27 protein-coding genes and 1 tRNA gene are annotated in these 21,024 nt (G+C 57.0%); 5 read left to right on the top strand and 23 right to left on the bottom strand.

What is annotated here, in order from left to right; all coding sequences use genetic code 11:
* Nucleotides 1–13: 13 nt before the first annotated feature.
* The 5 genes from B3Y70_RS12410 to B3Y70_RS12430 all read right to left on the bottom strand — a co-directional run bounded on the left by B3Y70_RS12410 (nt 14) and on the right by B3Y70_RS12430 (nt 2,206).
* Nucleotides 14–340, bottom strand: coding sequence for a TusE/DsrC/DsvC family sulfur relay protein (locus B3Y70_RS12410; protein WP_153739906.1), 327 nt, complete (start codon nt 338–340; stop codon nt 14–16).
* A 3-nt stretch (nt 341–343) separates the two neighbouring features.
* On the bottom strand, nt 344–631 hold the full coding sequence (gene tusB / locus B3Y70_RS12415) for a sulfurtransferase complex subunit TusB (protein ID WP_153739905.1): 288 nt from the start codon (nt 629–631) through the stop codon (nt 344–346).
* A 9-nt stretch (nt 632–640) separates the two neighbouring features.
* On the bottom strand, nt 641–991 hold the full coding sequence (locus B3Y70_RS12420; protein ID WP_153739904.1) for a DsrE family protein: 351 nt from the start codon (nt 989–991) through the stop codon (nt 641–643).
* Nucleotides 992–993: 2 nt separating this feature from the next.
* Entirely contained in the window at nt 994–1,404 is a 411-nt protein-coding gene (gene tusD / locus B3Y70_RS12425) for a sulfurtransferase complex subunit TusD (RefSeq protein ID WP_153739903.1), read from the bottom strand.
* A 100-nt stretch (nt 1,405–1,504) separates the two neighbouring features.
* Complete coding sequence (locus B3Y70_RS12430; protein WP_153739902.1) at nt 1,505–2,206, bottom strand: Bax inhibitor-1/YccA family protein; 702 nt, start codon at nt 2,204–2,206, stop codon at nt 1,505–1,507.
* Nucleotides 2,207–2,469: 263 nt separating this feature from the next.
* Between B3Y70_RS12430 and B3Y70_RS12435 the strand changes: the two genes are divergently transcribed.
* Nucleotides 2,470–2,560 (top strand) — tRNA-Ser (locus tag B3Y70_RS12435).
* A 282-nt stretch (nt 2,561–2,842) separates the two neighbouring features.
* Here the strand turns inward: B3Y70_RS12435 and B3Y70_RS12440 are convergent.
* From B3Y70_RS12440 to B3Y70_RS12470, 7 genes are read right to left on the bottom strand one after another with little or no spacing between them, the layout of a single operon-like run.
* On the bottom strand, nt 2,843–3,796 hold the full coding sequence (locus B3Y70_RS12440) for a biotin-dependent carboxyltransferase family protein (protein ID WP_199451671.1): 954 nt from the start codon (nt 3,794–3,796) through the stop codon (nt 2,843–2,845).
* Nucleotides 3,793–4,476 (bottom strand): 5-oxoprolinase subunit PxpB, encoded by a 684-nt coding sequence (gene pxpB, locus B3Y70_RS12445; RefSeq protein WP_288589905.1) that lies wholly within the window; start codon nt 4,474–4,476, stop codon nt 3,793–3,795. Before pxpB ends, B3Y70_RS12440 begins: the two co-directional genes overlap by 4 nt.
* Entirely contained in the window at nt 4,473–5,213 is a 741-nt protein-coding gene (locus B3Y70_RS12450; protein ID WP_014421419.1) for a 5-oxoprolinase subunit PxpA, read from the bottom strand. Before B3Y70_RS12450 ends, pxpB begins: the two co-directional genes overlap by 4 nt.
* 19 nt (nt 5,214–5,232) lie before the next feature.
* Nucleotides 5,233–6,345 (bottom strand): ferrochelatase, encoded by a 1,113-nt coding sequence (gene hemH, locus B3Y70_RS12455; protein ID WP_153739899.1) that lies wholly within the window; start codon nt 6,343–6,345, stop codon nt 5,233–5,235.
* Between the two features lie 23 nt (nt 6,346–6,368).
* A complete protein-coding gene (locus B3Y70_RS12460; protein WP_022991214.1) occupies nt 6,369–6,797 on the bottom strand; it encodes a TIGR01244 family sulfur transferase in 429 nt (142 codons plus the stop codon).
* Nucleotides 6,778–7,233, bottom strand: a complete 456-nt coding sequence (locus B3Y70_RS12465) for a YeeE/YedE family protein (RefSeq protein ID WP_153740038.1) — start codon at nt 7,231–7,233, stop codon at nt 6,778–6,780. Before B3Y70_RS12465 ends, B3Y70_RS12460 begins: the two co-directional genes overlap by 20 nt.
* Nucleotides 7,234–7,236: 3 nt before the next feature.
* On the bottom strand, nt 7,237–7,674 hold the full coding sequence (locus tag B3Y70_RS12470) for a YeeE/YedE family protein (RefSeq protein WP_153739898.1): 438 nt from the start codon (nt 7,672–7,674) through the stop codon (nt 7,237–7,239).
* Between the two features lie 343 nt (nt 7,675–8,017).
* On the opposite strand from B3Y70_RS12470, the gene B3Y70_RS12475 reads away from it, so the two are divergent.
* A complete protein-coding gene (locus B3Y70_RS12475) occupies nt 8,018–8,437 on the top strand; it encodes a phasin family protein (protein WP_011784979.1) in 420 nt (139 codons plus the stop codon).
* 3 nt (nt 8,438–8,440) lie between these two features.
* Here the strand turns inward: B3Y70_RS12475 and B3Y70_RS12480 are convergent, their stop codons facing one another.
* The 10 genes from B3Y70_RS12480 to B3Y70_RS12525 all read right to left on the bottom strand — a co-directional run bounded on the left by B3Y70_RS12480 (nt 8,441) and on the right by B3Y70_RS12525 (nt 16,898).
* Nucleotides 8,441–9,070: a TetR/AcrR family transcriptional regulator gene (locus B3Y70_RS12480; protein WP_023010163.1), complete on the bottom strand. Its 630-nt coding sequence runs from the start codon at nt 9,068–9,070 to the stop codon at nt 8,441–8,443.
* Nucleotides 9,071–9,088: 18 nt separating this feature from the next.
* Nucleotides 9,089–9,901: an exodeoxyribonuclease III gene (gene xthA, locus B3Y70_RS12485; RefSeq protein ID WP_114434063.1), complete on the bottom strand. Its 813-nt coding sequence runs from the start codon at nt 9,899–9,901 to the stop codon at nt 9,089–9,091.
* Between the two features lie 78 nt (nt 9,902–9,979).
* The gene (locus B3Y70_RS12490; protein WP_153739897.1) at nt 9,980–10,720 is read right to left on the bottom strand and encodes a hypothetical protein; all 741 of its coding nucleotides are present in this window, start codon (nt 10,718–10,720) and stop codon (nt 9,980–9,982) included.
* Nucleotides 10,717–11,241, bottom strand: a complete 525-nt coding sequence (locus B3Y70_RS12495; RefSeq protein ID WP_153739896.1) for a DUF2878 domain-containing protein — start codon at nt 11,239–11,241, stop codon at nt 10,717–10,719. Before B3Y70_RS12495 ends, B3Y70_RS12490 begins: the two co-directional genes overlap by 4 nt.
* Nucleotides 11,238–12,512 (bottom strand): SAM-dependent methyltransferase, encoded by a 1,275-nt coding sequence (locus B3Y70_RS12500; RefSeq protein WP_288589908.1) that lies wholly within the window; start codon nt 12,510–12,512, stop codon nt 11,238–11,240. The genes B3Y70_RS12495 and B3Y70_RS12500 overlap by 4 nt, the downstream gene beginning before the upstream one ends.
* On the bottom strand, nt 12,500–13,402 hold the full coding sequence (locus B3Y70_RS12505) for a DUF1365 domain-containing protein (RefSeq protein WP_153739894.1): 903 nt from the start codon (nt 13,400–13,402) through the stop codon (nt 12,500–12,502). Before B3Y70_RS12505 ends, B3Y70_RS12500 begins: the two co-directional genes overlap by 13 nt.
* Nucleotides 13,403–13,404: 2 nt before the next feature.
* Nucleotides 13,405–14,670 carry an NAD(P)/FAD-dependent oxidoreductase gene (locus B3Y70_RS12510; protein ID WP_273030033.1) on the bottom strand — a complete coding sequence of 422 codons (1,266 nt, stop codon included), beginning with the start codon at nt 14,668–14,670 and terminating at the stop codon, nt 13,405–13,407.
* 25 nt (nt 14,671–14,695) lie between these two features.
* Nucleotides 14,696–15,478: an SDR family NAD(P)-dependent oxidoreductase gene (locus B3Y70_RS12515; RefSeq protein WP_183578393.1), complete on the bottom strand. Its 783-nt coding sequence runs from the start codon at nt 15,476–15,478 to the stop codon at nt 14,696–14,698.
* On the bottom strand, nt 15,475–15,945 hold the full coding sequence (locus B3Y70_RS12520; RefSeq protein ID WP_273030037.1) for a nuclear transport factor 2 family protein: 471 nt from the start codon (nt 15,943–15,945) through the stop codon (nt 15,475–15,477). Before B3Y70_RS12520 ends, B3Y70_RS12515 begins: the two co-directional genes overlap by 4 nt.
* Nucleotides 15,942–16,898: an acyl-CoA desaturase gene (locus B3Y70_RS12525; protein ID WP_288589910.1), complete on the bottom strand. Its 957-nt coding sequence runs from the start codon at nt 16,896–16,898 to the stop codon at nt 15,942–15,944. The genes B3Y70_RS12520 and B3Y70_RS12525 overlap by 4 nt, the downstream gene beginning before the upstream one ends.
* A gap of 8 nt (nt 16,899–16,906) precedes the next feature.
* Here B3Y70_RS12525 and B3Y70_RS12530 point away from each other — a divergent pair, with 8 nt between their 5' ends.
* Nucleotides 16,907–17,932: an NAD(P)/FAD-dependent oxidoreductase gene (locus tag B3Y70_RS12530; protein ID WP_273030038.1), complete on the top strand. Its 1,026-nt coding sequence runs from the start codon at nt 16,907–16,909 to the stop codon at nt 17,930–17,932.
* Between the two features lie 6 nt (nt 17,933–17,938).
* Here the strand turns inward: B3Y70_RS12530 and B3Y70_RS12535 are convergent, their stop codons facing one another.
* Entirely contained in the window at nt 17,939–19,423 is a 1,485-nt protein-coding gene (locus B3Y70_RS12535) for an HD domain-containing protein (RefSeq protein WP_278350622.1), read from the bottom strand.
* Between the two features lie 112 nt (nt 19,424–19,535).
* On the opposite strand from B3Y70_RS12535, the gene B3Y70_RS12540 reads away from it, so the two are divergent.
* Entirely contained in the window at nt 19,536–20,744 is a 1,209-nt protein-coding gene (locus B3Y70_RS12540) for a PP2C family protein-serine/threonine phosphatase (RefSeq protein WP_011784966.1), read from the top strand.
* A gap of 14 nt (nt 20,745–20,758) precedes the next feature.
* On the top strand, nt 20,759–21,024 hold a 266-nt coding region (locus B3Y70_RS12545), incomplete at its 3' end, for an STAS domain-containing protein (protein ID WP_288589911.1).

Consider the following 21,024-nt stretch of genomic DNA (forward strand, 5'->3'; position numbering starts at 1 on the left):
ATCTTCCACTGGCTCAGAGGCAATTCGTAGGACGAGGCAGTCCGGCAATCCGGCAGGCAGTTTTGGCGGGTGTTCCGGGGAACAGTGTCATCAGGTAGATGCTGTCTCCTTTCTCGTCCCCCAGCGCCTCTCTCACGGCCTTCACGAACAAACGGTTCGATGGCGGTGAAATTTCATGCTGTTTATAAAAATTCCTTAGAAAATATATGATTTCCCAGTGTTTTTCCGTTAACTCAATGTCGTCTTCCTGAGCGATTTCCCAGGCTACCTCATCGGTCCAGGTGGCCGCGTCCTCCAGAAAACCCTCGTTGTTTCTCTCAGGCGAATTCGAAGCACTCATGGTTTACCAGTTGATGATTCGTGAATGATTAACGGTCAGCTGCACAAAACCGGCGTAGTCGACCAGTTGATCTGCGGGCACGCGATTGGCCACGGCGCGCGCATTTGCGTCCGCCTCCAGGCCATAAGAAGCCCCCGGCAACTCCTTTCCGCGATCGAGCAGCGCCAACACGGCATCTTCAATCAGCAGTAGCGTGTCACCCTGTTGAGCAGATGCCAGACAATGCCGGAATCTGGCGTGTTCCGGAGCTTTGTTGATGATGTGCAGGGTTGCGGTCGTGTTTTCAGGCATGACAGGGTCCTATCCGGCAAAAACAACGCGGGAAAACTGGCTCAGGGTTTCGGAAATCGACTCCGACGGCATGCTTCCTGACAGCAAATCGTCGAACTCCAGTCCATATTGCGCGCATGCTTGGGCATCCACCAGTATCTGTTCAACGCCGAACAGGGCGGCCGCAGAGAGGTTCTTCGCCACAGATTTCTGGCCGACGGCATCGGCGGCCTGGCCTTTGCACAGCCAGTTGACGCCAGCCCCCAGAAACAGCATGGCGGCGGGCTGGTCGAAGGCCGCCAGGGAGAAGGTCATGTCCAGCGCGTCTCGTCCTGCCCAGGAGCCATAGGGTGGCTGATCGATCACAATCAGGGTGGTCATGGTCAGTGTGTCCCGTGAAAATAAAGAACCCGGTTGGACTTCAGGTTTCCCTCTACCCACTCGCCAAGACCGGCAATTTCGAAGGGTGCCCTGAGATTGCTGGCAGTCAGCTCGTAACGGGCCTGTTCGGTCTTATCGACAATGCCGCGGCGCAGGGCTGAAGCAATGCAGGCGACCGCTGTGATGTTGTTCCCGGAAAGGAATTCAGACCACAGTCGCGGCCAGTGTTGCTCATCGGAGGGAGGAGCGCTCAGGGCTGACGCCAGGTGTACGCCATCGCCATACAGGAACACCCGGTCGATACGGTGGCCCGCTTTCAGCAGGGCCTGAGCGAATGACAGGGCAGTCTGGGGAGCCTGTGTTGCCCAGGGGGCACCGGTAATCACGAGTGTGTAACTGAGTGGCTGAGGCATGAATCTGGATGCTGACTGATGGAAACCCTGCAAGTGTACCTAAAGCAAAAACCCCGGCATAGGCCGGGGTTTTCTCAAGGCGTTGGGCTGAGTGTACTGATCAATCTTCGCCGCTGAACGCTGACAGCAGGTGCAGCAGGCTGACGAACAGGTTGTAGATGGACACATACAGGCCTACGGTGGCGATGATGTAGTTACGCTCGCCACCCTTGATGATCTGGCTGGTCTCGAACAGGATCATGATCGAAGCGAAGATCGTGAAGCCTGCGGAAACGGCCAGGTGCAGAACTGAGCTCTCCATGAAGAACGCCAGCAGCATGGCGCCAATCAGCACGAATGCACCAGCGGTCAGGAAGCTGGACAGGAAGCTGAAGTCCTTCTTGGTGATGATGGCGGTTGCGGACAGGCCCACGAACGCGACGGCAGTCAACGTCAGTGCCTGAGCAACAATCTGTGAGGCGCCTGCAGCAACAAACGCACCGATGATCGGGCCAAGGGTATAACCCATAAAGCCGGTCAGTGCGAAGGTGGTGACGATGCCCCAGGGGCTGTTCTTCAGCTTATAGGTGGCAAACAGCAGGCCGATGTAGCCCACGATGGTAATCAGGAAGCCCGGGTGCGTGCCATTCATGTTCAGGAACGCGGTCACGGCTGAAAACGCCAGGGTCATACCGAGCAACATGTAGGTGTTGCGCAACACCTTCATGGCGTCGTCGCTGATACCTGCCGCTGCGCGACTGGTTTCGCTGGCCGGCGAGTAGGCCGCCTGGTTGTTCTGAACGCCGAAACGTCTGTCTTCCATTGTCATCTCCGTTTAGTGCTCTAGTGCAACTGGATACTGTAGACCATCATAATGTCGAAACCGCAACTTTCAATCATTTACGACAGAGAAACACCAAATGGATTCCATTAAAACGCGGTAATCTTGTCTAAGCTCTGACCAGAAGCCACGGAATTTGCTTTGTTTTTCTTGCAGGGCGTTGACAGAGGGGGCAAATCCGGTATCATTCCTCCCGCTGTCGACAAGGCAGCTAGCCGAAGCGTTTCCCGATGCTTCGACAAGACGGTGGGCTGGCAGAGTGGCTGAATGCAGCGGTCTTGAAAACCGCCGACGGTTAATAGCCGTCCCGGGGTTCGAATCCCTGGCCCACCGCCATTTTTCTTCTTGTTTTTCCTCTTGATACCCCAATATCCTGGTTACACCAATCCCTCCGTTGGATTCCAAACACCACGCTTCATATCCGGGAGATTTCATCCATGGCTGAAGAACCGGAAAGTCAGGAACAGTCAGATCGCAAAAACCGCCGCTTCGCAGTGTCAGCCAATCGAGGCAGGGCGAGCCATCGCGTGCGTTATGTCGAGACCGGTGGCGCGGCCGTAGATACGGAAGAGTGCACCTTTTGTCAGGCCGTTCCCGACCTTGAACATGCCGGGGGAATCAAAGCCACTCAAGTGCCTGGCCATTCTGACACCAGCGAGTGTTCTGGTAGTGAAGCTCAAAAAGCCGGCGCTGATTCTGCGCCGTAGCCAGATCGCATAATTCAAACCGGACACGGTCACCGGGTAGTTGCTGGGCCAGGCGGCTGCAATCCAGGATCGGTACCACGCCAGGCTTCGGGTAGCCACCAATCGTCTGGCCATCGTTCAGCAGCACGATAGGCTGACCATCGCCGGGAATCTGAACAGATCCGTGTGCAATGCCTTCGGAGATGATGCCGGGCGGAGGGCAGTCCAGGGCTTCACCCTGAAGCCGGAAACCCATACGGTCAGATTGATCGCTAACGGTGTAGCCGCTGGTTGTCAGCCGCAGGATATCTGACCGCTGAAACTGAGTGTACTGATAGCCCGGTATCAGGCCGAGAACCACCTCTGAACTGAAATCAGGGCGCTGGTGCGCGGGCACTTCCCGGCTTGGCACTTTTCGTTGCGGTTCCCGTAGTACCAGTTTATCTCCTGCCTTTATCGGGCCCCGGCCCTCAAGCTTTTCCCGAACAACCACCGTGTGACTGCCGAACTGCTGCGGCGAATCCAGTCCTCCCGCCACGGCCAGGTAGATAAGCCGGTTGTGAGCCGAATGGCTGATGGCCAGCTCGTCGCCGTCGTTCAGGTTCAAGGTTCGCCACATTTCAACGGGTTCGCCGGTCACGGTCACGCTGGTTCTGGCGCCAGTGATGGCAATCCGGAGCGAGCCGTGGGCAATGGCGCGGAATCCCCCTAACATTATTTCCAGGCAGCCAGCATGGCGAGGGTTGTCCAGCAGCTTGTTGGCCCAGGTAAAGCTGATCAGATCAAGGGCGCCGCCTGCGGCCAGCCCGTGGTGGCGATAACCCCGGCGACCACTGTCCTGCACAGAACTTTGCACGCCGGGATGAATGACCTCCAGCCAGCTCATGAAATGAGCTCCCCACCGGCGGCCAGAAACGCCTCCCGGCTGATGGGGGTAAAGCGCACCCGATCGCCCACCTTGAGGAGCGACAGGTTCGTTGGATCAAAAAGGCGTGTCGGGCAGCGCCCAATCAGCTGCCAGCCGCCCGGAGAAACCTGCGGGTAAACTGCTGTCTGCCGATTGGCAATGCCAACGCTTCCGGCGGGTACCTGTTTGCGAGGAGTGGTTTTCCGGGGCGCGGCAATGGTGGGGTCAACCTGCCCCATAAAGGCGAAGCCGGGGGCAAATCCAAGCGCATGCACCCGGTATTCAACCGAGCTGTGTCGACGAATCACTTCCTCGCGATCGAGTCCGCTCTCCGCGGCCAGCCATTGCAGGTCAGGCCCGGTCTCGACACTGTAATACACCGGCAGTTCCACCAGGCGGCTTTTCAATTCCGCCGTGTGCGCCTGTGTGCTCAGCCTGTGAACGAGGGGCCAGATCTCGGCGCTTACCTGTCGGAAATCGACGACTACCGGGTCGTAGACCACCATCAATGTCGTGTATGAGGGCACCATATCCACCAGCCAGTGAAAACCCGCACGCCAAATGTTGTCGACGAGGTTGGCAATGCGGGCAGGCAGGGCGTCATCGATGGCCTGGGCCAGGGTAATCAGGATGGTATCTTCCGAAACCGCCTCGATCATCGGCCGGATTTACCGAGCGCCTGGCGGATGGCTTTGATTGCGTCGAGCGCGGCGTCATTGTCGCCATGTACACACAGGCTGTCGGCCGGAAGCTCAAGCCAGTTGCCGGTGGTACTGAATACGCCGCCCTTTTCCGCAAAGGACTGCGCCTGGCCAACGATGATGTCCGGATTCTCGTGTACGGCGCCGGCCTGGCGCCGGGAAACCAACTGGCCTTCGTCATCGTAGGCGCGGTCTGCAAAGGCTTCCAGCAGCAGGGGCAGGCCAACGTCGGCCGCCATTTGCTGATGTTCGCGGTAGTTACTGGTGACCGGAATCATTAGTGCCAGATCGGTCCGGAAGGTGCGTACGGCCTCCATCACGGCGCGAAGCAGTCTATTGTCCCGCATCATGTCGTTGTTCAGGGCGCCATGGGGTTTGACGTAGCTTAGCGTCAGGCTTTCACTGCGGCACATGCCTTCGAGCGCCCCGAGCTGATAAAGCATCAGGGCTTCGATTTCTTCCGGCGTGTGGTGAATCGAGCGCCGGCCGAAGCCGGGCAGGTCGTGATAGGACGGGTGAGCGCCAACCGCCACGTCATGGGCAGCTGCCAGTGCCAGTGTTTTGCGAATCACCATAGGGTCTGCGGCGTGAAAGCCACAGGCCACGTTGGCCATGTCGATCAGGGGCATAACCAGGTCGTCCTGGCCCATTTGCCAGGCGCCGTAGCTTTCCCCCAGATCGCAATTCAGTTTCATGGCGCTGTCCTGTCTCTCCTCAGATGTCGCTGCGGCCCGGGAATGTGGCCTGTTTGCGCTCTTCCGCCAGTCTGGCCCGCTGTTCCAGGGACTCCGGCGAATTCTCGGGAATACCCCATCCCTGCAGATTTTCCTCAACCAGTGTCACCAGGGCATCGATGTGCCCCGGAGTGGCGTTCAGGCAGGGAATATAGCTAAAGCCTTCGCCGCCGGACTCCATAAAGTATTCGCGGTTTTCCTCGTTAATCTCCTCGATCGTTTCCAGACAATCGGCGGAGAAACCAGGGCAAAATACATCAATGGATTTTACCCCTTTTTCGGGCAAGGCTTTAAGGGTTTCATCGGTATAGGGTTGCAGCCATTCCTCCCGCCCGAACCGGGACTGGAAAGTGGTCATGTACTGGTCTTTACCGAGGCCAAGGCGCTCCGCCAGCAGCCGCGATGTCTTATGGCATTCGCAGTGGTAGGGGTCGCCCTTCAGCAGGTATTTCAGCGGTACGCCGTGGTAGGAGAGAATCAGTTTTTCCTTGCGGCCATGTTTAGCCCAGTGCGATTCAATATGGCGCGCCATGGCTTCGATGTACGGCGGGAAATCGTGGTAATGGGAAACAAACCGGAAATCGGGCAGCCAACGCCGCCGGGTAAAGTCTTTTGAAATGGCATCGAAGGTTGAGGCTGTGGTTGAGGCCGAATACTGGGGATACAGCGGAAGTACCAGCAGCTTGCGCACGCCCTGTTGTTGCATCTCTTCCAGTACCCGGGGGATGGAAGGGTTGCCATAACGCATAGCGAAACCTACCACCACATTGGTACCGAAACGCAGTTTCATGGCCTCACGGATACCCTCAGCCTGTTTCGCCGTGTGAATCAGCAGGGGAGAACCCTCCTTTTCCCACACACTGGCATAGGCTTCCGCACTTTTCCGGGGGCGGATGCGGAGAATGACGCCGTGCAGAATCAGCCACCACAGGGGGCGCGGTACCTCGACAACCCGCGGATCCCAGAGGAATTCCGCGAGGTATTTCCTCAGGGCGGGAGTAGTAGGTGCGTCGGGGGTTCCAAGGTTGGTGATCAGCACACCGAGCCGGTCCGGCTCATTGTGGCGGTAGTTATCGATCCCGTTGTAAGGCATTGAGACGTTCCGTGAGGTGAAAATTAACGCTTGCCGGCCTGCTGCATCAGGCGGGGAATAAGCCCGGTAATGTCGTAACCTGCATTCCGTGCCCGGGACAGGATTTCCTCAGGCTGGTGGTCGCGGGCACTGCTCAGGGCCCATAGTACCGTACAGCGGGTGCCGGAACGACAGAAGGCTAGTACGGGTTTCTCGGCATCACGGATCATGGGCGCGAAACGTTCGACGTCCTGGTCGGTAATATTGCCAGACTCAACCGGCATGTAGACCCATTCAAGGCCCTCTGCTTTCGCTGCGGCCTCAATGTCGGCCATGGCCGGTTGGCCGTATTCTTCATGGTCGGGCCGATTGGCGACCAGGGTCCGAAACCCCAGCCGCGCAATTTCGGCAACGTCATCAATAGCGATTTGTGGCGCTACGGAAATACTGTCATCAATTTTTCTGATATCCACGCGTGTCTCCCAACGACGGTCGTTTAATCCGCTCGATCACTTCGAATGCCATCATACCGGCCACCATGGACGCAACAAAGACCACGGCCTTGATTTCTCCGGCACCAAGAGCCACCAGGGCGGGCCCTGGACAAAAACCGGCAATGCCCCAGCCAATACCGAACATCATGCTGCCAATAACAAGTCTGGGCTCAATACGGTTGTTCGCCGGCATTTTCATGGTGAATCCGAGGAACGACAGGGTACGCCTGCGCGCCACGGCGAAAGCGACCAGTCCGACGATGATTGTGCCTCCCATCACGAAAGCCAGTGACGGGTCCCAAAGCCCGGCGATATCGAGAAAACCGAGCACTTTTTCCGGATTGGCCATACCGGATACCATGAGCCCCAACCCGAAAATCAGTCCTGCCAGAAGTGAGGTGACAGAGTACTTCATCATTCAGACTCCCATCAGATGGCGAATTACGAACACCGTTAAAAATCCTGTTGCCATAAAACTCAGGGTTGCGACCAGTGAGCGAGGCGACAGACGAGACAATCCGCAGACACCATGCCCGCTGGTGCAGCCTGAGCCGTAGCGAGTGCCTATACCCACCAGCAATCCGGCGAGGATCAGAGCCGGGTAACCTGCGTCAACTTGAATGGGTGGAAGCTCGGAAAACAACAGCCACAGGCTTGGGGTGCCTACAAGCCCGGCGAGAAAAGCCACCCGCCAGAGTATATCGCGGCGGGCAGGCACCAACAGGCCACCCAGTATTCCACTTATTCCTGCAATGCGGCCGTTCAAAAGCAGGAAGCTTGCAGCGGCGAGGCCGATCAGCAGGCCGCCGGTCAGTGCAGCGCCAGGGGTAAACTGGCTCCAGGCAATATCAATCATTCATAGACTCCCGCGAAATATCGGTTTTGGAATAACCATATAATGGGGAGAAATAATAACAAAAAAAGCCCGGCAGGGAATGCCGGGCAGAGGCGTGCGAGTAGTATCCATGAAAGACTTCCAGACAAACCGACATCAACAGGGATGCCGGTATTGGGAAGTATTGACCATAATTTGAACAGTTCAAGTGAGAGGCGCTTTCGTTTGAAAACATTTTTTCATATTGCATCAGTGGTTATACTGCGGCCTTTCGTTATGCGGTTCTCAGGGCCACCACTGCAATCCGGCCCCGGCTGTAATACAATGACAGCTACCGCTAATGCCCGACTCCCATGAGGTATGCATGTCTGAGCACGACGACAAAAATCCTGAAAATGATCCGCAACTGGCGGGCAAGATCAAGGATTCCGCCCGGCAAATCTGGCTGGCTGGGCTTGGCGCCTACACCAAAGCGGAAGAGGACGCCGGCAAGTTCTTTGATCGTCTGGTTCAGGAAGGCGAACAGCTGGAGAGCAAAACCCGGGGTGTGGTCGAGAAACAGATCCGCACCGTGGAAGATCGGGTAGGCGAGGTTCGTGAGCGGGCCACCGGTACCTGGGACAAGCTCGAGCATATGTTCGACCAGCGGGTTTCTGGCGCACTCCGTCGCCTGGGCATCCATCGCCGGGAAGAAATCGAAGCTATGGAGCGCCGTATCGAGGCATTGGAAAGTGAGCTGTCCAGGCTGCGCGGCCAGAACACTGCGCGCGACGAGGAAGAATAAACTCTAGAGATAGGTCCGGCTGGTGAGCCGGACCTGTTCCTGCTCTTCCTCGTTCAGGTAGGGCAGCAACAGGTGCAACATCTGATAGACTCCGCGGCCCGGGTCGACTGACTCCCGGTCATCCAGATGCGAAAGCGTATCGAAGCTGCTCCAGTAACACACCGTCAGGGTAAGCTGCTCACACACCGAAGCCAGTTCATCCGAACCGATGTTCATGATGCCTTGCCGGCGAAAACTCTCACACAGCGTGTTGAACGCCAATTCCTTTTTTTTGAGAATCCTGCGAAATCGAACCTGAAGCTGATCGTAACGGGACAGGACATTGACCAGATCCTGGTACAGGAAACGGTAGCGGGCCACGGCTTCAAACAGCAGATGCAGGAAGAAGCTGAACTGGTCCATGGGCACGTCTGCTTCCTCGGGCACCGCCAGAAGATCCAGCATCTCTGCCTCATAGGCCCGGAACAATTCCTCAACGATATCGCCTTTGCTTTTGAAGTGGTAATACAGGTTGCCCGGGCTGATCTCCAGCTCATCAGAGATCAGCAGAGTGGTGACGTTGGGCTCCCCAAGGCTGTTGAACAGCAGCAGGCTGGTGTCGAGGATCCGATCCCTGGTTTTGACTTTCTTCATCCGTAATGGCCCGGTCAATCAGAGGTCGAATGAGGCCCACACCGGGCAGTGATCGGATGGTCGCTCCATGGCCCGGATATCGTAGGACACACCAGCTGCTTTTGCCTTGGGCAGGAGGCTGTCACTGGCCATGATCAGGTCAATGCGCAGGCCGCGCCTCGGGTCACGCTCAAAGCCTTTGCTGCGATAGTCAAACCAACTGAAGGTGTTGGCTTCGTCCGGGTGCAGGTGGCGGAATACATCGGTAAAGCCCCGTTGTTCAACCTGCCCGAGCCATTCCCGCTCTTCCGGCAGGAAACTGCATTTTCCCGAACGCAACCAGCGTTTGGCATTGTCGGCACCAATGCCGATGTCGCGGTCTGTGGGCGATATGTTCATGTCGCCCATCACCAGAATATGGCCGGGTTTCTTGGCCAGTTCGTCCAGGTAGGCCATCAGGTCGGCGTAGAACTTTTCCTTGGCAGGAAACTTTACAGGGTGGTCCCGGCTTTCTCCCTGGGGGAAATAACCGTTGATGACGGTCAGGGGCTCGCCGTTAACGGTGAAATGGCCGGTAATCAGGCGCCGCTGGGAGTCTTCGCCATCGGAGGGGTAGCCTTTGAGGACCTCTTCCGGCTCCGCGCGGGATAACAGGGCAACACCGTAGTGGGTTTTCTGGCCATGAAAGTGAACGTGATAACCGAGCTCGCGAATGGCCTCGACCGGGAATTCCTCATCAGTGACCTTGGTTTCCTGAAGACCGATGACATCCGGATTAAGCTGCTGAATCACGGCTTCGAGCTGATGCAGGCGGGTGCGGATACTGTTCACATTGAACGACACAAACATCATGGGCGCAGAATCTCCGGAAAAATTTTTTCGGAGTTTAACACACCCCAGGCCGGGTGCCGTCTGGCAGCTGCGACCGGATTACCGTGTCAGTTCACAATCCGGCAAGCGGGCAACCTGATAGCGAATGTGGGCAATGTGGTTGGATTCGGCATCTTGCCGGATGTTGGTCAACCCCAGATAGTCGGTCAGTGCGCCGTCTGAGCTATAGCCCAGCACGATGGGATCCACCAGAAACCGTAATACCAGACTTGTGGGGCGGATCTGCACGGTCACCTCTGCGTTCACCTTTACAGAAGTGGCTGGCTCCAGAACAAAACCGTAGTGATCGCCCCGGGTGGGGGCCAGAAACCGGAATTCCACAGACTCGCCTTGTTGGACGCGTTCCCAGTTTGCCCGGACAAAGTAATCAAAACCTGAATCCACCACCAGGCTCTGGTCAAAGGGGACCATGAATTCGCGGGTGTCTCCCGCTGGACTCTGCCAGACGATGTTGAGTGCCTGCTCCTGCGGGTAGGTGATGGTCAAAGCTTCTCCGAATGTCGGCTGGCGGAATTCCAGTTGCGGACGGAATGGGGAGCTATTGTAAGACAGCATTTTGCTGGCAAACTCGTCGCGGCTTTCCGGAGTCCGGTAGGAAACCTGGTGATTAACCGGGGCGAAGACGCCTTCGGAACACGTGCCTTCGACTCGATGATCCTCCTGGTAAAGCACCTTCCCATCCTGTTTGGCTGTACCTGAAAATTCAAATACCTCGCCAGCCACGGGAAACGCGGCTGCTGCCAGGAATACGGTCAGGGCCGTCGAACCAGCGAGTTTCATGTTTCCAGCTCCGTATACAGGGCCTTGCGAATGAACAGCAGCAACGGAAACAGGACGAACCAGCCGACGGCCATGGCGACCAGGGAAACTGTCAGGTCCGGCAGCGCCACTATACCGAGCTGGCTGGCGGACCAATAGGCAAAGGGGCCGGCAATGGGGGCCAGAGCCCACGGCAACCACTGGCGCTGGCCAATCCAGCCCAGGGAATGACACAGGGTGGTCATGAAGATTGCCCAGATCGCGATGAGCCAGGGCGGGGCCGCCAGCACCTCTTCTCCGGAATCCAGGGCCAGCACCCCGGTTCGGAACCAGAATGTATCCATCAGTCCGCCGAGCACCACGCCAAAGCCAATAAACTGCAGTTCGGAAAACCGCTGTTGACTGACCAGAGCAAGATGTAGCCCCAGGAACACCAGGATCAGCCCAACCGTAGCTAGCCCGGGGTACAGCACGCAGGCCAGCCAGCCTGTCTGGAACAGTATAAAGTTCAGCAGGTTACGGGCGTTTTTTGAAGTGATCATACACTCAGAATATTCGCGCGTTTGTTGGCCGGCTTGGCCATGACCAGATGGGCAACGCCAATCGCCCGCTCGCTGAAGCCAGCTTCGCAGTACGCGAAATAGAAATGCCAAAGGCGCTGGAAGGCCTGGTCGTAACCCAGCTGTTCCAGTTCCTGACGGCGCGCCATAAACCGGTCACACCAGTCCCTCAGCGTTCGGGCGTAGTGAAAGCCAAAGTCTTCGGCGTGGGTCAGTACCAGGTCTGAGCCCCGGTTCATAGAGCCAAGAATAGCGCCAAACGATGGGATAAAGCTGCCGGGGAAAATGTAACGCTGGATGAAATCCACATTCTTCAATGCCCGGTGGTAACGCTGTTCCGGCATGTTAATGGCCTGAATCAGCGCCAGGCCATCCGGCTTCAGCAGGTGGCTGATTTGGGACAGGTAGCTGTCCAGGAACTGGGGGCCAACGGCTTCGATCATCTCGATGGACACCAGTTTGTCGAACTGCCCCTGCAGATCGCGGTAGTCGTCGAACAGCAGCGTAATCTTGTCTTCCAGGCCTTCCGCTTTCACTCGCGCCTTGGTCAGCTCCAGCTGCTCCCTGGAAATGGTAGTGGTGGTGACATGGCAGCCATAGTGTTTGGCGGCGTGAATGGCGAAGCCACCCCAGCCAGTACCGATTTCCACCACCCGGTCCTCCGGCCTTAAATCCAGCTTGCGGCAGATGGTATCCAGCTTGTGAACGGCCGCTTCGTCCAGGGTTGCATCCTCGCGGGGGTAAATGGCGGAGGAATACATCATGGTTGGGTCCAGGAACAGGCGGAACAGGTCATTGCCCAGATCGTAGTGGGCGCTGATGTTCTTGCGGGAGCCTTCCGGGGTGTTGCGGTTCAGCCAGTGCAGTGCCTTGAGTGCTGGCTTGCTGATCCAGGCAAACCGGTCTTCAAACCGGTTCATGGTGTCGATATTGCGGGTAAAGAACCGAAGCAGGGCGGTCAGATCTGGTGAACTCCAGTCACCTGCCACAAACGATTCGGCAGCACCGATGCTGCCACCGGTCACCAGATCCCGCCAGGTGCTGTGGTTGTGGATCACTAACTCGGCCTGCGGATAGCGGTCATCGCCATCACCGAATACGAGGTCCTCACCTCCTGCCTCTCTGATCACCAGCCTGCCATGACCAAGCTGCGCCAGTTGCTGGCAAGCCAGGTGCTTTGCGACACGGCTGATCAACGAAAGCCCCGTGTTTCCGGTGCGCTGGTGTTCAACCGAGGTGTTCAGGTTCTCCATGAGCTTACCCTTCCTGCCGAATCAAATGCGTTGTCTTGTTGTGCCGATGGTTTTTCCGTTACATCCAGCCCCAGATCCTCGGTACCGCGCTGGTAGGCGCTGTCGGTTGCATCGAGTTTGTCCGGGTGGGTGTAAAAGGGGGCCCCTTTGAATTTCAGCTTCAGGGCATTCCAGTAAATACCGGCAACGCCTTTGATGGTTTCCAGGGGAAACCGTCTCAGGCTCCTGTGCAGGGTTTTACGATCAAGAGGGGTGCGTTGGACTACCAGCGTGGCATCAAAATGCTTGCGGCCTTCCTCTTCCACATTCATGTGAACGCGCATGTCCTTGCCGCGAAAACTGAACAGCCACTGGTAGTGCTGATTCATGCCATTAAATGGTGAAACGTGGAAGCGTTTGCTGAAAGCAAAACGCTCGGTGTGCCAGGCGTTATCGGAGCCCGGCCCCGGCTGGGTGCATTCCATGCAGTACACATGGCGCTGTTTCCAGGGGGTGTTGGTAATCTGGGCGACAATCACACGGGGGGTGGCACCGGCGTCTGGCCTGCAGCCCCTTTCATAGCACAGGTAAAAGCTGACCGGATTGAAAATGTAGCCCAGGTAGCGCGGGTGGGTAACCAGCTCTATTGGCCCATCCGGAGCCCAGCCGGTGGCGCTTTTAACCCGGTTGAATACCGCCTGGCGCAGGCTGGGCACTTCCGGGTCAAGGTAATCCCGCCGGTAGAGCCCCAGCCAGTTAAAACGTTCGAGGGAAAAAAACGGACTGGTTCTGGTTACCGTGGACCAGTCGTCAAGGTCGAGGGCGAGCATTCCGATGTTGTAGCTGAACTCATGCTGAACCGGTAGCTTGCGCCGATGCCTTATGGTGCCTTCCAGCCATTCACTGGCCATAATCAGAGCTCCACCCCGAATGCCCGGGTAACTCTCAGTGCGCTGCGCACACCGTCTTCGTGGAAGCCATTGAACCAGTAGGCACCGCAAAAGTGGGTGCGGTTCCGGTTACCGATGTCATCGTAGCGCTCCTGTGCGGCAACGGCGTCCAGAGTGAAGACGGGGTGATCGTATTCAAACCGTTTGATCACCTTTTCCGGATTAATATCCCGGCTTCGGTTCAGGGTGACGCAAAAGGTTTCCGGAGCGTCGTCGAAGTTCTGAAGAACGTTCATGTTGTAGGTTACGGAAACCGGTTGCGTGCTGTGTTCCGGGATCATGTAATTCCAGGCGGCCCAAGCCAGACGGTTCGAGGGCAGTACGCTGGCGTCCGTGTGCAGAACCACGTCGTTCTTCTGGTATGCGATGGCTCCGAGGATGCTTCTCTCATCGTCAGTGGCGTCGTCCAGCATGGCCAGGGCCTGGTCACTGTGGCAGCCGAAAATGACCTGGTCAAAACGATGTTCCTGTCCGTTGGCCACCAGGGTAACGCCCTCCTCATCCCGTTTTACGGAAGTTACCGGGCTGTTCAGATGGGTGCGTTCGCGCAGCTTGTCCATCATCCGGTTTACGTAGGTGGCCGAACCTCCGGAAATCACTCGCCAGGTGGGCCGGTCATCCACAGATAACATGCCGTGGTTGTTAAAGAACTGCAGGAAAAACCGGATCGGAAACTGTTCCAGCACAATCTCCGGTGCAGACCAGATGGCCGCGCCCATAGGAACAATGTAGTAGTTGCGGAAGTACCGGCTGTAGCCGTTGCGGTTCAGGTATTCCCCGAGTGTTTCGCCGTCCGGAATCGTGGCGGCGGCCAGGTCGGCACGGGTTTCCTTATTGAACCGGAGAATCTCCCGGATCATTTTCAGGAAATTCAGATTAAACAGATTCCGGCGCTGGGCGAACAGGGTGTTCAGACTGGTGCCGTTGTACTGCAGTCCACTGGCATGGCAGTCCACGCTGAAACTCATGTTGCTCACTTCAGAGGCCACCCCGAGCCGATCCATCAACTTGATGAAGTTGGGGTAGGTCCAGTCGTTGAACACAATAAAACCGGTATTCACCGGCCAGGTGCGACCACCAGCTTCAACCTGTTCCGTGTTGGTGTGGCCTCCGGCATAGTCGCCGGCTTCAAACAGATGCACATCGTGCTTGTCGGCCAGCAGCCAGGCGGCTGTTAAACCTGATACTCCAGCGCCAATCACGGCAATTCGCTGACGTTCCTGATTCATGCAAGGTATTTCCTGTGGTCAAACTTCAATGATCGGTTTTACGGGCCATGGAGGCGGCCATGCGGTCGATGACTCCCTGGGGCAGGGCGGCTAGCAGCTTCAGGGACCAGGTAAAGCGTTTCGGGAACGCGATTTCGTTCCGGCCTTTCTCAAGCCCTGTGCGGATTCGTCTAGCCGCATCCCCGGCTGAGATGATGAACGGCATGGGAAAATCGTTTCGGTCCGTCAATGGCGTTTTGACAAACCCCGGGGATACCACCACCACCCGAATCCCCTCGGCCGCCAGATCAGCTCTCAGTGACTGGGCAAAGTAGGTAAGTGCCGCCTTGGAGGCGCCATAGCCCTCAGCACGCCCGAACGGAAACCACCACGCCGAGGAACTCACAATCACCAGCGTCGCCGGTTTACCTTTGGCACGGGTCGCCCGCAGCGCCGGCAGGGCAAAATCCAGGCAGCGTGCTGTGCCGATCACGTTGGTGGTCACGTTGTTGGCAATGACATCGCTGTTGTAGTCCGCGACTTCCAGATACTCACAGGTACCGGCGTTCAGAATGACCATGTCCAGGTCGCCAAAGTGGTCAAGCTGCGACTTGACCCCCTGCAAGTCATTCTTGCTGGTGGTGTCCGCAGCGGCGGCGGCTATCTGGTTCGGGAAGGTTTGCAACAGCTCATCCAATGGCTCCTGCCGGCGGCCGGTCACAATCAGTTTGTGACCGGCACCGGCGAGTTCGTGAACCAGCGCTTCGCCAATACCGGATGAGGCGCCGGTTAACCAGATGTTGCTGGGTGATGACAGCAATTGGCTCATCCCGCCTGCTCCTTTACCCAACGAATCATGCGGCCCAATACGGGCAGGTTTTCATACAACAGCTGGCCGGCGTCGAAATAGTCCCGGTGATACCGCACTTTCCCGTCCCGGATTTCCAGGTGGCTGATGCCTTCTACAAACACCGGCTTGCCGCCGCGGACACGCTTGTGTTGAAGTTCCATCACCCATGGCAGGCTGCACCAGCATTCCTGAATGACGGGTTCTTGGAAACGGAACTGGCAGCGGATAACGTTGCCGTAGGCGCCTGCCATGTATTCGGTTAACTGATCAAGACCATGTACCCGACCAAAAGGATCCTGAAACTCGATATCCTCGCCGTATACCTGCTGGAGCTTGTTAAGATTGCCTTTGTCCAGTGTGTTATACAGCGAACAGAAACGGTCCAGCACCACGGGCAATCCGGAATCCGGTGCCCCGACTTCAATGGCAGAGGCAGAGGTCGTCATGAGCGGTTCCTCCTCTTGTGGTCCAGTTCCCGGGTCTCTTTCTGAATATGAGCCGGAATCGGATTGAGATCCCAGATGATGCCCAGCTTGGAAAGCAACCACAGGCCGTACCAGGTGACATCAATTTCGTACCAGCGGAAACCCTGGCGTACCGATTGCGGCCAGCGGTGGTGGTTATTGTGCCAACCCTCGCCCAGGGTGATCAGGGCCAGCCAGAAATTATTGCGGCTGTCGTCATCGGTCTCGAAACGTCTTTTACCCCAGACGTGTGACAGGGAGTTTATCGATACCGTTGCGTGGAAAAGCACCACGGTTGAAATGAAGAAGCCCCATACCAGGAGCTGAAGCCCGTTGGTGCCGAGCCCGGGTGCCCAAAGGGCCAGTGCCTCGCCAAACAGGTAAATAGCGACCGCGAACGCGGCGGGTACCAGAGAGTCAAAACGATTGATGAACCTGAGTTCCGGGAATTTCAGCCAGTCGCGCACCCTGCGTTCATCCATTGCAAAGCCGGCGTCACAGGTAAACCATCCCATATGGGACCACCAGAACCCGCCCTGGTGTGGCGAGTGCAGATCCTGCTCATTGTCCGAGTGTTGGTGATGGTGCCGGTGGTGCGCGGCCCACCACAAGGGACCCCGCTGAGCCGCGCTGGCCCCCAGAATCGCAAACGCGAACTGTGCAGGCCGGCTGGTTTTGAAGGTTTTGTGGGAGAAATAGCGATGGTAGAAGCCCGTGATCGCGAACATCCTTACCAGGAAGAACGCAATGGCAAAAACCACTGCGAAGGTACTGACACCTGTATAAAGTGCCAGCAAACAGGCAAGGTGGAGGGCGATGAAGGGCAGGACTCGTACCCAGTTAAAGGCTCGGGAGTCCGTATCCAGGTGATCTGATCCTGCTTCGGAATCGAACCATCTCAGAATGTTTGTTAACCAACTATTTACTCGGGTCATATACAACCATGCGTGAAGTAACATCAGACACCACATCAATACGCAGCATCGCGGTTATTGGTTCAGGGCTGGCGGGGCTGACGGCCGCAATTCTTCTTGGCGATTCGGGCCATATTGTCCGGGTCTTCGAGAAAAGCCGCGGCCCTGGTGGTCGTCTGGCGTCCAAACGCGTGGCGAACGGCTCGGCCGATATCGGCGCCCAGTACTTCACGTCCCGTAATCCCGGTTTCACCCGGTTTCTGGATCGCTGGGCGGGGCACCAGAGCTACCAGAGCTGGAATGCCCGCTTCGGTTATCAGACGGAAAGGGACAGCTGGCAGACGTTTCCAGAGGAACACAGGTTTGTTGGTACTCCGCGAATGACGGCCATTTCCCGGGCTCTGTCTGAACACATTTCGCTGGAATCAGGCGTTCGAATCGCCCGGCTGTCAAAACACCGTTCCAAATGGCAGCTCACCGATACCGAGGGTCAGCACTACGACGGCTTCGATCAGGTCGTGATCACGGCGCCACCGGCGCAGGCTCAGGAACTGTTGCGGGACAGCGGGCTTGAAGCGATGGCGGAAGGGCTGGCTGAGCACGTGGATAATATCCTGCCTTGCTGGGCGGTAGCTGCCCATTTTAATCGTCCCGTTGATTTCCCGTTTGATGCTGCGCGCCCCAACTCCGACGTGTTGTTCTGGGTGGCCAACAACTCCTCCAAACCCGGCCGGGAAGACAAGGGCCAGTGGTGGGTGCTGCACGCGAACCCCGAGTGGACACATCAGCACGTGGATGACGCCCCGGAATGCATTGCTGAAGCTCTGCTGGCGGAATTCAGGGGGCTGACCGGGCATGAAGAGGCTCCGGATGACTGGGTACCTCACCGTTGGCTGTACGCACGCTCGGAAGCCGCCGATAATCCTGGCTACCTGTTCGACCACATTGCCGGCATTGGCCTGGCTGGCGACTGGCTGGCGGGCGGTCGGGTTGAAGGCGCCTGGGAAAGCGCCTCGCAACTGGTGCAGGCAATGGGCCAGAGCCCTGATCAGTAATTGCGGCTACTCAGTCAGGTCGGAGGGAGCTTTTTCTGCGACCTCCGGCCGCCGGTAGAAATGGGTGATGGTGCCGTCGCCGAATTTTGAGAAGAAGGCACTCACCTCGGTGATTTTTCGCAGGCTTCGCTCCCGGGTGATCGGGTTTTTCACCAAGACCTTGATGCCGTTGAAGTTGTCCTGAATGTTCGAGAAGCGGGCCTTCATGGAGCAGGTCACCACGTTGTCCGGGTTAATGCCCAGTTCCGATGCCAGCCAGCGGCTGTGATTCAGGATTTCAGTCTTGTCCAGATTCTCTCGCGTGTCGACGTGGTCCAGCTTCACACGGTTCACGATGCAGAACGAGTAGCTCCTCGGTTCCCGGCGGGCAACCTTGCGGAAGGCTTCCCAGAAAAAGTTGTCGGTCAGCTCGGCAAACCATTTCATGTTGCTCAGGCAGGTATCCACCCAGTCGAAGCTTTCCGGGTCCTCCAGCACTTCGTTAATGGCCTCACGCAGCAACCAGTCGAAGCCCAGAGCGGTCTTGTGCGCATATACCTTGCGGTACATCTGGTGGCGGCTGTACACGAAGTCTTCCAGGGCGCCCAGGCCTTTCTGGGTAATCGCAAGCCCCATCCAGGGTTCAGAAACGTCCCAGCCGAACCGCAGGTTGCTCAGCAGGTGATCGAGATTGAAACCGCCGATGGTGACCGAGCTGTGGAAGCCGTCCCGCAACATATAATCGGCCCGGTCGGCATCAATTTCCCCCGAAACTATGGATGACAGCAGGCCCATCACCAACTGCGGTACATCCCGGGGCGGGATAGTGCCGGCAATGGCATCATCACCAGCGATAAATTCCCAGAACGTCTGGGCGTGGCGGCAGAAGGTTTCGCTGGGCGTAACATCGGTGGTTTCCATAATGCCGATGACATCGATGGCAGCCAGCCCGGCGCTCTCCAGATCCACAGACGAGAGTACGTCATGGGCGACTCGAACAGAGTAGTGTTCATGCTCCAGCTCTTCCGGTTCACTGGCCTGGTAGGCCGAATAGTCAACACCTTCCCACAAATCCCGGAACCGTTCAGGGCGAGACATCAGGTCGCGAATCTTCCGGGCCTGGGTGAACTGATGGGAGAAACTGGAGTGTCCGCTGTCGTGCAGCAAGCAGCCAAGGCGGATGGTCTTGGCCAGGTAATCGATGGCATCGAGCTGGCTCAGGCTGAGATCGGTCTGCTCACTCAGCTGCCGTTCCCGAAGGTATGCATCGATCATGGCCCGGAACATCCGTGTGCCCACATGCATCACCCCGATGCTGTGCAGGAAACGGGAATGGGTGGCGCCGGGGAAAACCAGGCTCAGAATGTCGTTCTGGCAGATGTTACGCAAGCGCTGAAACAGTGGATGGTCAATCACCTGGATTTCGTGCCGGTAGAGCGGGATACCGCCATGCACCGGGTCCATGATCAGTTTGTCATAGGCTCCGAGCAGATCGTTAACGGCACGTCTCATGGTTACAATTCTCCCAAAATGATGATTGCGGCCTTGTTATATCACAGGGGCATGCCAGAATAGGCCATATAAAGCCTTTTTTCTTTACCGCTGGTAGTTTAGGGCAGCCAACATGACCTCGCGCACCGAGCGCATTCTGATAATTGACGCCGATGAACAGGCCCGAGCCGATCTGTCCCGTTACCTGGAGGCGCGGGGGTTTTACGTAACTGGTGCAGCGGGGGTAAACGCTGCCCGAGGATTGTTCGACGACAATATCCCGGATGTGATCTTTGCAGATCTCCCTCCAGAGGCCATCAGAGACCTGTCCCGGCGCCTTGATGAAACAGAAAGTTTCACGCCGATAGTGGCCTGCACCAGCAGCCAGTCCAGTGCCGATGTGGTCCAGGCCATGCGGGCCGGAGCCGCCGATGTGGTGCTCAAACCCTGCAATGACGACCGTAACGCACTGGACGATGTTATCGGAAAGTTGTTTGACCGGGTCAGGGTAAACCGCCTGAACCAGTTGTACCGGCAGGAACTGGAAGAAGCCAACCGGGACTTGCGCAACGGTATTGCCGAGCTAAGGGCCGATCAGAATGCCGGCCGCAAGGTGCAGCTTAAAATGCTGCCAGACCATCAGCTCACGCTTTCCGGGCTCAGTGTGGATTACCTCATCAAGCCGTCCCTGTATCTCAGTGGCGATTTTCTCGACTATTTTCGCATCAGTGAAGACAAGGTCCTCGTTTATATCGCCGACGTTTCAGGCCATGGCGCCAGTTCCGCGTTCGTTACCGTGTTACTGCGAAACCTCACAAATCGTTTGCAGCGGAATCTCCGGCGCCAGTCCAGTGACGACATCCTGCACCCGGAACGTTTCCTGGAGCGCATTAATTCGGAGCTGTTGGATACCGGGCTTGGCAAGCATGTCACCGTGTTTGTAGGCATTATTTCAACAACGGAACGTACATTGAGTTATGCGGTCGGGGCGCATTTCCCCATGCCCATCCTGTCGTTTGAGGATGGTGAAACCCGTTTTCTGGAAGGCAGCGGGCTGCCGGTAGGGCTGTTCGAAACGCCGGAATGGGAACTTTACCAGGTGAAGCTGGACCGACCATTCCGGCTTTTGTTGTTCTCTGATGGCCTGCTGGAAGTGATCCCGGCCAAATCTCTGGATGAAAAGGAGAACAGACTACTTGAACTCGTTTCAGGAGGTAGTCACACTATCGCATCGCTGAGCGACGCTCTGGGGCTGGATAAGATCTCGGAGCTGCCTGACGATATCGCGATAGTATCGGTAACTGATACCATAAACGGGTCAGATAACACGTCGTCGACTTAGTGGCAGTGTGAAAAATGGCTGGTTATAAAATCCTGCAAGCAGAACAGCAGGGAATATACGTCCTGAAGTTTATTGGGGAAATCCGGCTGAACCTGTGTTCGACGCTGGACAATCTGGTTGAGTCCATAACCCGTGATCCGGCATTCAAAACCGTGGTTATCGATCTCACCGAGACCGAAATCATCGACAGCACGACGCTTGGCCTGCTGGCCAAGATTGCGCTGGCGGCGCAGAAACAAAGTCATTTTCTGCCAACGCTGATTTCCACCAACCCCGATAT

Source organism: Marinobacter sp. UBA5687, from assembly GCF_002420325.1.
GTDB lineage: Bacteria > Pseudomonadota > Gammaproteobacteria > Pseudomonadales > Oleiphilaceae > Marinobacter > Marinobacter nauticus.